Annotated in this window: 6 protein-coding genes and 2 tRNA genes; 7 read left to right on the top strand and 1 reads right to left on the bottom strand. The window is 55.8% G+C overall.

All coding sequences use genetic code 11. The features are described from left to right. Nucleotides 1-88: 88 nt before the first annotated feature. The 6 genes from CH74_RS03035 to CH74_RS03010 all read left to right on the top strand — a co-directional run bounded on the left by CH74_RS03035 (nucleotide 89) and on the right by CH74_RS03010 (nucleotide 7,585). A tRNA-Val gene (locus CH74_RS03035) sits at nucleotides 89-165 on the top strand. Between the two features lie 24 nt (nucleotides 166-189). Then, nucleotides 190-266: transfer RNA gene (locus CH74_RS03030), tRNA-Asp, on the top strand. 196 nt (nucleotides 267-462) lie between these two features. Continuing rightward, entirely contained in the window at nucleotides 463-2,475 is a 2,013-nt protein-coding gene (locus CH74_RS03025; protein WP_048306002.1) for an NADPH-dependent 2,4-dienoyl-CoA reductase, read from the top strand. Between the two features lie 228 nt (nucleotides 2,476-2,703). Then, a complete protein-coding gene (locus CH74_RS03020) occupies nucleotides 2,704-4,626 on the top strand; it encodes a PrkA family serine protein kinase (protein ID WP_048306001.1) in 1,923 nt (640 codons plus the stop codon). A gap of 81 nt (nucleotides 4,627-4,707) precedes the next feature. Continuing rightward, complete coding sequence (locus CH74_RS03015) at nucleotides 4,708-5,988, top strand: YeaH/YhbH family protein (RefSeq protein WP_048306000.1); 1,281 nt, start codon at nucleotides 4,708-4,710, stop codon at nucleotides 5,986-5,988. A gap of 49 nt (nucleotides 5,989-6,037) precedes the next feature. Further along, entirely contained in the window at nucleotides 6,038-7,585 is a 1,548-nt protein-coding gene (locus CH74_RS03010) for a SpoVR family protein (protein ID WP_048305999.1), read from the top strand. Nucleotides 7,586-7,692: 107 nt separating this feature from the next. On the opposite strand, the gene CH74_RS03005 is transcribed toward CH74_RS03010, so the two are convergent. After that, nucleotides 7,693-8,007, bottom strand: a complete 315-nt coding sequence (locus CH74_RS03005; RefSeq protein ID WP_048305998.1) for a high-potential iron-sulfur protein — start codon at nucleotides 8,005-8,007, stop codon at nucleotides 7,693-7,695. Between the two features lie 363 nt (nucleotides 8,008-8,370). On the opposite strand from CH74_RS03005, the gene CH74_RS03000 reads away from it, so the two are divergent. Then, complete coding sequence (locus tag CH74_RS03000) at nucleotides 8,371-8,646, top strand: Lrp/AsnC family transcriptional regulator (RefSeq protein WP_048305997.1); 276 nt, start codon at nucleotides 8,371-8,373, stop codon at nucleotides 8,644-8,646. The last annotated feature ends 3 nt before the right edge of the window (nucleotides 8,647-8,649 follow it).

Below are 8,649 nucleotides of genomic sequence, written 5' to 3'. Positions count from 1 at the left end.
CCGTCCGGTCCGCCATCTGGTCATTCAGTGAGATAAATTCAGTCGATGCGATTTGATCGACTAAGCTTTATTGATAGCCATATCGATAGGGTGGTTAGCTCAGCCGGTTAGAGCACCAGCTTCACATGCTGGGGGTCACAGGTTCGAGTCCTGTACCACCCACCATATTGAAATCACGGAAGTTAAAAAGGACCGGTAGTTCAGCCGGTTAGAATGCCGGCCTGTCACGCCGGAGGTCGCGGGTTCGAGTCCCGTCCGGTCCGCCACCGTCGATTGTTGTTTGATAATACCAACCTGAGTCTTGTGACTTGGGGTTTCGTCGTTCTAGCCCTTCCTATTTTCAACTCATTCATGGTTTCAACACTTTTGAATCTTGCGCCTTTAGTCGGGTTTGTGTCCTGTTAGTGCTTCGCTACACTGCTCATACGATTGTTTGAACTCGTTGTGAGCGAGGAGTGCGCCATGCCTGCCTACCCCCATCTTTTTCGGCCCCTCGATGTGGGCAGCATGACGCTCAAGAACCGCGTGCTGATGGGGTCCATGCATACCAACCTGGAGGAAGCGCCTGGCGGTTTTACGCGTCTGGCAGCTTTTTATGCCGAACGTGCCCGGGCTGGCGTGGGGTTGATCGTCAGTGGCGGCATTGCCCCCAATACCGAAGGCGCCGTATTTCAAGGGGCCGCCAAGCTCACCAGTGCACAGGAGGCAGCCCAGCATCAAGAGGTGACGGCGGCGGTTCACGCCGAGAACAGTCGTATCTGCATGCAGATATTGCACGCCGGTCGCTATGCCTACTCGCCGGAGCTGGTGGCGCCTTCCGCGATCAAGTCGCCCATTAATCCGTTCACGCCTCGGGCGCTCCTGGCCCAGGAGGTCGAGACTCAAATCGATGACTATGTGCATTGCGCCCAGCTGGCTCGTGAGGCGGGCTACGACGGCGTCGAGATCATGGGTTCCGAAGGCTATCTGATCAATCAGTTCGTGTGTCTGCGTACCAACCAGCGCGAGGATGAGTGGGGCGGCGAGTTCGTCAATCGCATTCGCTTTCCCGTGGAGATCGTAAGACGCATCCGCCAGTCTCTGGGTAAGGATTTTCTGATCATCTACCGCCTGTCGATGATCGATCTGGTGGAGGAAGGCAGTACCTGGGAAGAGGTGGTGGCATTGGGCCAAGCCATCGAGACCGCTGGAGCGAGTCTGATCAATACCGGTATTGGCTGGCACGAAGCGCGCATACCCACCATCGTCACCAGCGTACCTCGGGCGGCATTCACCGAGGTGACCCGGCGCATGAAGATGGAGCTTTCGATTCCACTGATCACCACCAATCGCATCAACATGCCGGAAGTGGCAGAGCGCGTATTGGCGGAAGGTCACGCGGACATGGTGTCGATGGCCCGACCATTTCTCGCTGATCCGCAATGGCTTGCCAAGGCGAAGACCGGGCTCAGCGACGAGATCAATACCTGCATCGCCTGCAATCAGGCCTGTCTCGATCATACCTTCCAGGGCAAGTTGACGTCCTGTCTGGTCAATCCGCGGGCCTGCCATGAAACCGAACTCGAGATTCTTCCCGCTGATATAGCGAGAGCCATCGCCGTAGTCGGCGCGGGGCCAGCGGGCCTGGCCAGTGCGATAACCGCCGCGAGTCGCGGCCATCATGTGGTGCTGTTCGAGCGTAATGACATTCTCGGGGGGCAGTTCAACTTCGCGCGCAAGATACCGGGCAAGGAAGAGTTCGACGAAACGCTGCGCTATTACCGGGCAATGCTGAACAAGCATGGTGTCGACGTGCGCTTGAACGCGGAGCCGAATCTGGAAACCCTGCGCGGCTTCGATGAGGTCGTTCTCGCCACCGGTGTGCGCCCCCGCGGGATCACCCTCCCAGGCAGCGATCATCCCATGGTGATCAGCTATGCGGAGGCGATCCTGCATCCAGAGCGCGTCGGAGCCCGCGTTGCCATCATTGGGGCCGGGGGAATCGGTTTCGACGTGGCTGGGTTACTTTCTCATGAAGGGCATCCAACCTTTGATTCAACGGCTTGGTACGATGAATGGGGCGTCGATCTCACGGTGAGCAACCGCGGTGGGCTCAAGGCGCCTCAGCGCCCAGATACGCCGCGACAAATCTACCTGCTGCAGCGCAAGACCTCCAAGCCGGGTAAGGGGTTGGGAACCTCCACCGGCTGGGTGCATCGCGTCTCGTTGCGACATCGTGACGTCAAAGCCATTCCCGGATGCGACTACCTCAAGATCGACGATGAAGGCCTGCATGTGCGTATCGATGATCAGACAAGATTGCTGGGGGTAGACAGTATCGTGGTCTGCGCCGGCCAGGAGCCTGTGGTGGAGTTGCTTGAACCTTTAAAGAGCGCTGGCGTATCGGTGCACGTGATCGGCGGTGCGATTGATGCGGCAGAACTCGACGCCAAGCGCGCCATCGATCAAGGCACACGGCTGGCCGCAGCTTTATGAGAAGGGTGACACAATTTTGTTACACAACTTCCTTATTTGCGAGGGCGAACCAATCTAGAACCCTGATGTTCATAATAATTAAATAAGAGCGTGAGATGAGGTTGCGTTGAAAACGCAGGGCAAGCTCTCCCTCGCCAGCTAGTTTATCCGTCTATGCTGATAAATGCGCCTGTCCGGAAAGCTCAGACGTGGGTCGAGTGACCGGGGATCGCGACCAAGGAGGCTTCAATGAGCATCTTCGATCATGTGCAGAACCGTTACGAACAGGTTCAGCAAGAAGAAATGAGTCTTCAGGAGTACCTGGAGTTATGCCGTAAAGATCCTTCCGCCTATGCATCCGCTGCAGAGCGAATGCTCAAGGCCATCGGCGAACCCGAGGTGGTCGACACCGCCAAGGATTCGCGTTTATCACGTATTTTCGCCAACAAGATCATCCGTCGTTACCCAGCCTTCTCCGAGTTCTATGGCATGGAGGATGCCATCGAGCAGATCGTGGCGTACTTCCGTCATGCGGCTCAGGGACTCGAAGAGCGCAAACAGATACTGTACCTGCTTGGTCCGGTAGGGGGCGGCAAGTCGTCCCTGGCGGAGCGTCTCAAGCTGCTGATGGAGCGAGTGCCTTTCTATGCGGTCAAGGACTCACCGGTTTATGAATCCCCCTTGGGGCTGTTCTCACCGGAACATGACGGCGAATTGCTGGAAAGCGAATACAACATCCCGCAGCGCTATCTCAAGAGCGTGATGTCGCCTTGGGCTTCCAAAAGGCTTAAGGAATATGGCGGTGATCTTTCCAAGTTTCGGGTGGTGCGGCTGCACCCTTCCCGGCTCAATCAAATCGCGATCTCCAAGACCGAGCCCGGGGACGAAAACAACCAGGATATCTCGTCCCTAGTAGGTAAAGTGGATATCCGTCAGCTCGAGCTCTATTCCCAAGACGACCCGGATGCCTACAGCTTCTCGGGTGGGTTGTGTAAAGCCAACCAGGGTCTGATGGAATTCGTCGAGATGTTCAAGGCGCCCATCAAGGTGCTACATCCGCTACTGACCGCGACCCAGGAAGGCAACTACAACCCCACGGAAGGTATGGGCGCCATTCCCTTCGATGGCGTGGTGCTGGCCCACTCCAACGAGAGCGAATGGCAGCAGTTTCGCAACAACCGCAACAACGAAGCGTTTCTTGATCGGGTTTATATCGTCAAGGTGCCCTATTGCCTGCGGGTTTCCGAAGAGATCAACATCTACAAGAAGTTGCTCGAACACTCCTCTCTTGATCACGCGCCTTGTGCCCCGGATACCCTGCGCATGCTGGCCCAGTTCTCCGTACTGTCTCGCTTGAAGGAGCCGGAGAATTCGAGCATCTACTCCAAGATGCGCATCTACGACGGTGAGAATCTCAAGGATACCGACCCCAAGGCCAAATCGATCCAGGAGTATCGGGATTCCGCCGGGGTCGACGAAGGTATGGATGGGCGCTCGACCCGATTTGCCTTCAAGATCCTGTCCAAGGTCTTCAACTTCGACACCCATGAGATCGCCGCCAACCCGGTGCATCTGCTCTATGTGCTGGAACAACGCCTTGATCATGAGCAGCTGCCAAAAGAGACTCATGAGCGCTATCTGCGTTTCATCAAGGAGTTCCTGGCACCGCGCTATGTGGACTTCATCGGCAAGGAAATTCAGACCGCCTATCTTGAATCCTACAGCGAGTACGGCCAAAACATCTTCGACCGTTACGTGACCTACGCGGATTTCTGGATCCAGGATCAGGAGTATCGAGACCCGGAGACCGGCGAGCAGTTCAATCGCCAAGCGCTAAACGAAGAGCTCGAGAAGATCGAGAAGCCGGCCGGGATTTCCAATCCCAAAGACTTTCGTCACGAGGTCGTCAACTTCGTCTTGCGCGCCCGAGCGCAAAACAATGGCATGAACCCCAGCTGGCAGTCCTACGAGAAACTCAGGGGCGTGATTGAGAAGAAAATGTTCGCCAATACCGAGGATCTGTTGCCGGTAATCTCTTTCAATGCCAAGGCGTCCGCCTCGGATCAGCGCAAGCATGAGGATTTCGTCGCGCGCATGGTCGACCGGGGCTACACCGAAAAGCAGGTGCGGTTGCTGTCCGAGTGGTATCTACGGGTACGCAAGTCGCAGTAGCAGGACCCGTTGCCCGGCAGATAGACGATATTTAAACGTATTTTCTGTTTGCCGGGGCGCAATCCGCGCAGGGAGGTGAGAATGAGCTACTTTATCGACCGTCGACTCAACGCACGGCATAAGAGCGCGGTGAATCGGCAGCGGTTTCTCGATCGTTATCGCACACATATAAAACGCTCGGTGGAAGAGGCAGTCAATCGCCGTTCGATCACCGACATGGAACGGGGTGAAAAGGTCTCGATCCCGGCTCGGGACATTTCCGAGCCGGTATTTCAGCATGGGCCGGGGGGTGAGCGCACCATCGTCAGTCCCGGCAATCGTGAGTTCGTTGAAGGGGATCGTCTACGCCGACCCACTGGGGGAGGTGGCGGAGGCGCCGGAGAGGGAGGGGCCTCCGATCAAGGGGAGGGCATGGATGAATTTGCCTTCTCGCTGACCCGGGAAGAGTTCCTGGAGTTCGTCTTCGACGGCCTGGAGCTTCCTCATCTGGAGCGAAAGCAGCTGGTAGATCTCGAGGAAGTCAAACCGGTGCGGGCGGGCATCTCAAAAGACGGCGTGCCTTCTCGCATCAATATCGTGCGCTCCATGCGCGAGGCCCAGGCGCGGCGTATTGCCATGCGGGCGCCCATTCGACGGGCACTGCGCGAGGCGATCGAAGCCTTGGAAATGGAAGAGCGCAAGGATCCAGTGCTGCGCAACCCTTCCCGTGTCACCGAATTGAGGGCAGAGATCGAGCGTCTTGAAAAACGACTCGAGTCCGTGCCTTTCATCGACACCTACGATCTGCGTTACAACCATCTGGTCAATCAGCCCCAGCCATCCAATAAGGCGGTGATGTTCTGCATCATGGATGTCTCCGGCTCAATGACCCAGTCCCACAAAGACATCGCCAAGCGGTTCTTTCTGCTGCTCTATCTGTTTCTCGAGCGAAACTACGAGAAGGTGGAGCTGGTCTTCGTACGCCACCATACTGCCGCCAAGGAAGTCGATGAAGAGGAGTTTTTCTACTCTCGGGAAACCGGTGGCACCATCGTCTCGAGCGCCTTGACCCTGGTGGACGAAATAGTTACCAGACGCTATCCCACCGCCCAGTGGAATCTATACGTTGCTCAGGCCTCGGATGGCGACAACTGGGACGACGACTCCACGACCTGTCGTGAGCTGCTGGTCAAGTCTCTAATGCCGCGCCTGCAGTATTACACCTATGTCGAGATCACTCCCCATGCTCACCAGGCATTGTGGGAAGAGTATGAGAGTGTGCAGGACGATTTTCCCGAACGCTTCGCCATGCGTCAGATCGTCGAGGCAGGGGATATCTATCCCGTGTTCCGTGAACTGTTTCGCCGCCGTGCCGAGGCATGAGTCTGGAACATGTGAATGAAAGACGTATAGCGGATGGCCAGGAGGCAGCATGAACTTGAAAACCCCCATCGCCACCGGTTCCGACTGGAACTTTGGAATACTCACCGATTACGAGCACGAAATTGCACGGCTCGCGGATGAGTATCGCCTGGATACCTATCCCAACCAGATCGAAATCATCACTTCGGAACAGATGATGGATGCCTATGCCAGCGTAGGCATGCCGGTAGGCTATCATCACTGGTCTTTCGGCAAGCAGTTTCTTTCCGTCGAGCAGGCCTATCGTCGTGGGCAGATGGGGCTGGCCTATGAGCTCGTGATCAACTCCGACCCCTGCATTGCCTATTTGATGGAAGAGAACACCCTGATGATGCAGGTGCTGGTCATGGCCCATGCCTGCTACGGTCACAACTCGTTTTTCAAAGGCAACTATCTGTTTCGTACCTGGACCGATGCCTCGGCCATCGTCGATTACCTGGTCTTTGCCCGCAAGTATGTCTCCGAGTGCGAGGAGCGTCATGGCGTGGCGGCGGTGGAGCAATTGCTGGATGCCTGCCATGCCTTGCAGAACTATGGCGTCGATCGCTATAAGCGGCCATCACCGATTTCCGCCGAGGAGGAGGCGCGGCGTCAAACCGAGCGTGAGGAGTATCTGCAATCCCAGGTCAACATGCTGTGGCGTACGATTCCTCGCTCGGAGGCGTTGGATACGCCTCTGATGGACGACCACGAAGATCCTCTAGGTCTTCATCAGCAAGGTCGTTATCCAGAAGAGCCCCAGGAAAATCTGCTCTATTTCATCGAGAAGAACGCCCCCTTGCTAGCCCCCTGGCAGCGCGAGATCGTGCGTATCGTGCGCAAGCTGGCGCAGTACTTCTATCCTCAGCGTCAAACCCAGGTCATGAACGAAGGCTGGGCTACCTTCTGGCACTATACGCTGATGAATCGGCTGTTCGATGAAGGGCTGGTGGATGAAGGACTCATTCTCGAGTTTCTCCAGTCCCACACGGCGGTAGTCAATCAGCCAGGGTTCGATAGTCCCCATTACAGTGGCATCAATCCCTATGCGCTGGGGTTTGCCATGTTCAGCGACATTCGCCGGATCTGCGAAACACCAACGGACGAGGATCGCGAGTGGTTTCCCGATATTGCAGGCAGTGACTGGCTCGATACCCTTCATTTCGCCATGCGCAACTTCAAGGACGAGTCCTTTGTACAGCAGTTCCTGTCACCCAAGGTGATTCGCGATCTGAAGCTGTTTTCTCTTGTGGATGATGACAGTGAAGAGCTGCTGTCCATCGAGGCCATTCACGACGAACGAGGTTATCAGCGGGTACGTGAAGCGCTTTCCGTGCAGTATGCCTTATCGGTGCGCGAACCCAATATTCAGGTCTGGAAAGCGGACATACGCGGCGATCGTTCGCTGACGTTGCATCACGTTCAAGATCGGCGACGGCCGCTTGCCAAAAGTGTCTATCCGGTCATGCGTCATTTGCATCATTTGTGGGGGTTTCCGGTCAAGCTGGCCTCTCTTGAAGGCGATGATATCGTGCGACGGTATCAATGGCCGTTGCCGGACAAAACAAGCGAAAGGTAACCCGCGGACTACAGTCGCACTTCTTGTCAGTTGTATGCGGCACTTACTCGAAATGAAAAACGCGCTGGGCATGCCAGCGCGTTTTGCTTGAGCCTACGGACGAAGAATCAGGCCTTCTCGGTCCAGGACTGGCACCAGCCATTAGGCTCGACGCTATGCTGCGGGAACAGTTGACAACCGTTATTGGCTTCTTGAAAGAACATGCAGTTAGAGCATACTTCGCCATCTTCGTAAGCCGGATTGTCGCTAGCTTCTTCAGCTTTCTTGACGTAATTCAGCGCTTTTGCCTGAGGGTTCTCGGGGTCGAGGGGCTCCAGGTCCTGGGCGAAAGCCCGTTGGGAAAGAATGCCGACGCCCAAGGGAAGAGCGGCGAGGCCGAGTAGACTATTGCGCATGAACGCACGGCGACTTTGCTGAGCCATGGTATCTCCTTGATTTTTCATGTATAAGTCACGGTTTTTGGGCGTTTTTCGCCTCTAATTTGCACTGCTGCACTGTGCTGCCATGCTTGCAGCAGATCGAAACGCCACGTTTCGATGCTTCTATCCTAGTCGATGCTGGCAGCAATCACTAATTTCCGGATAACTGTGATCGCGGCAATTGGTCGCGCAATAAGGCGACAGCAGCAAACTGTGAAGCGGTTTGGAGCGCTTACCTGCGCGTCAGCAGGATTTGAACTGCTTCGGGTTTACGAATAGCTGATATACTGCGTATCAGTATCGGGTAGCCCCATTACGACAATCGTTTACCTATATTCAACGGCTGTACAAGCAAGGAGTCCTTCGATGCAAAACGCGGTGATTTTGATCAATGCCGAGAAGGGCCAGATCAAGGGCGTCGCCGAACGTCTGGCAGAGGTCGATGGTATCAGCGAGGTCTATTCGACCTGTGGTCGTTATGATCTGGTCGCCATTGCTCGGACCAGTGACTTCGAAAGTCTGGCAGAGCTGGTCACAGAGCAACTCATGCGAGTCGAGGGCATTCGTGAAACCGAAACGCTCAATGCCATGCAGGTGCATTCCCGGCATGATTTGGAGACCATGTTCAGCGTCGGTTTATAGGTT

This window comes from Halomonas sp. PR-M31, assembly GCF_001039575.1.
Taxonomy (GTDB): Bacteria; Pseudomonadota; Gammaproteobacteria; order Pseudomonadales; family Halomonadaceae; genus Modicisalibacter.
This window is presented reverse-complemented; position numbering and strand designations above follow the sequence as displayed.

What these genes read in the sequence shown, in the direction of transcription:
- CH74_RS03025 (WP_048306002.1), top strand. Translation starts at nt 463, where the DNA reads ATGCCTGCCTACCCCCATCTTTTTCGGCCCCTCGATGTGGGCAGCATG.
- CH74_RS03020 (WP_048306001.1), top strand. Translation starts at nt 2,704, where the DNA reads ATGAGCATCTTCGATCATGTGCAGAACCGTTACGAACAGGTTCAGCAA.
- CH74_RS03015 (WP_048306000.1), top strand. Translation starts at nt 4,708, where the DNA reads ATGAGCTACTTTATCGACCGTCGACTCAACGCACGGCATAAGAGCGCG.
- CH74_RS03010 (WP_048305999.1), top strand. Translation starts at nt 6,038, where the DNA reads ATGAACTTGAAAACCCCCATCGCCACCGGTTCCGACTGGAACTTTGGA.
- CH74_RS03005 (WP_048305998.1), bottom strand. Translation starts at nt 8,007, where the DNA reads ATGGCTCAGCAAAGTCGCCGTGCGTTCATGCGCAATAGTCTACTCGGC.
- CH74_RS03000 (WP_048305997.1), top strand. Translation starts at nt 8,371, where the DNA reads ATGCAAAACGCGGTGATTTTGATCAATGCCGAGAAGGGCCAGATCAAG.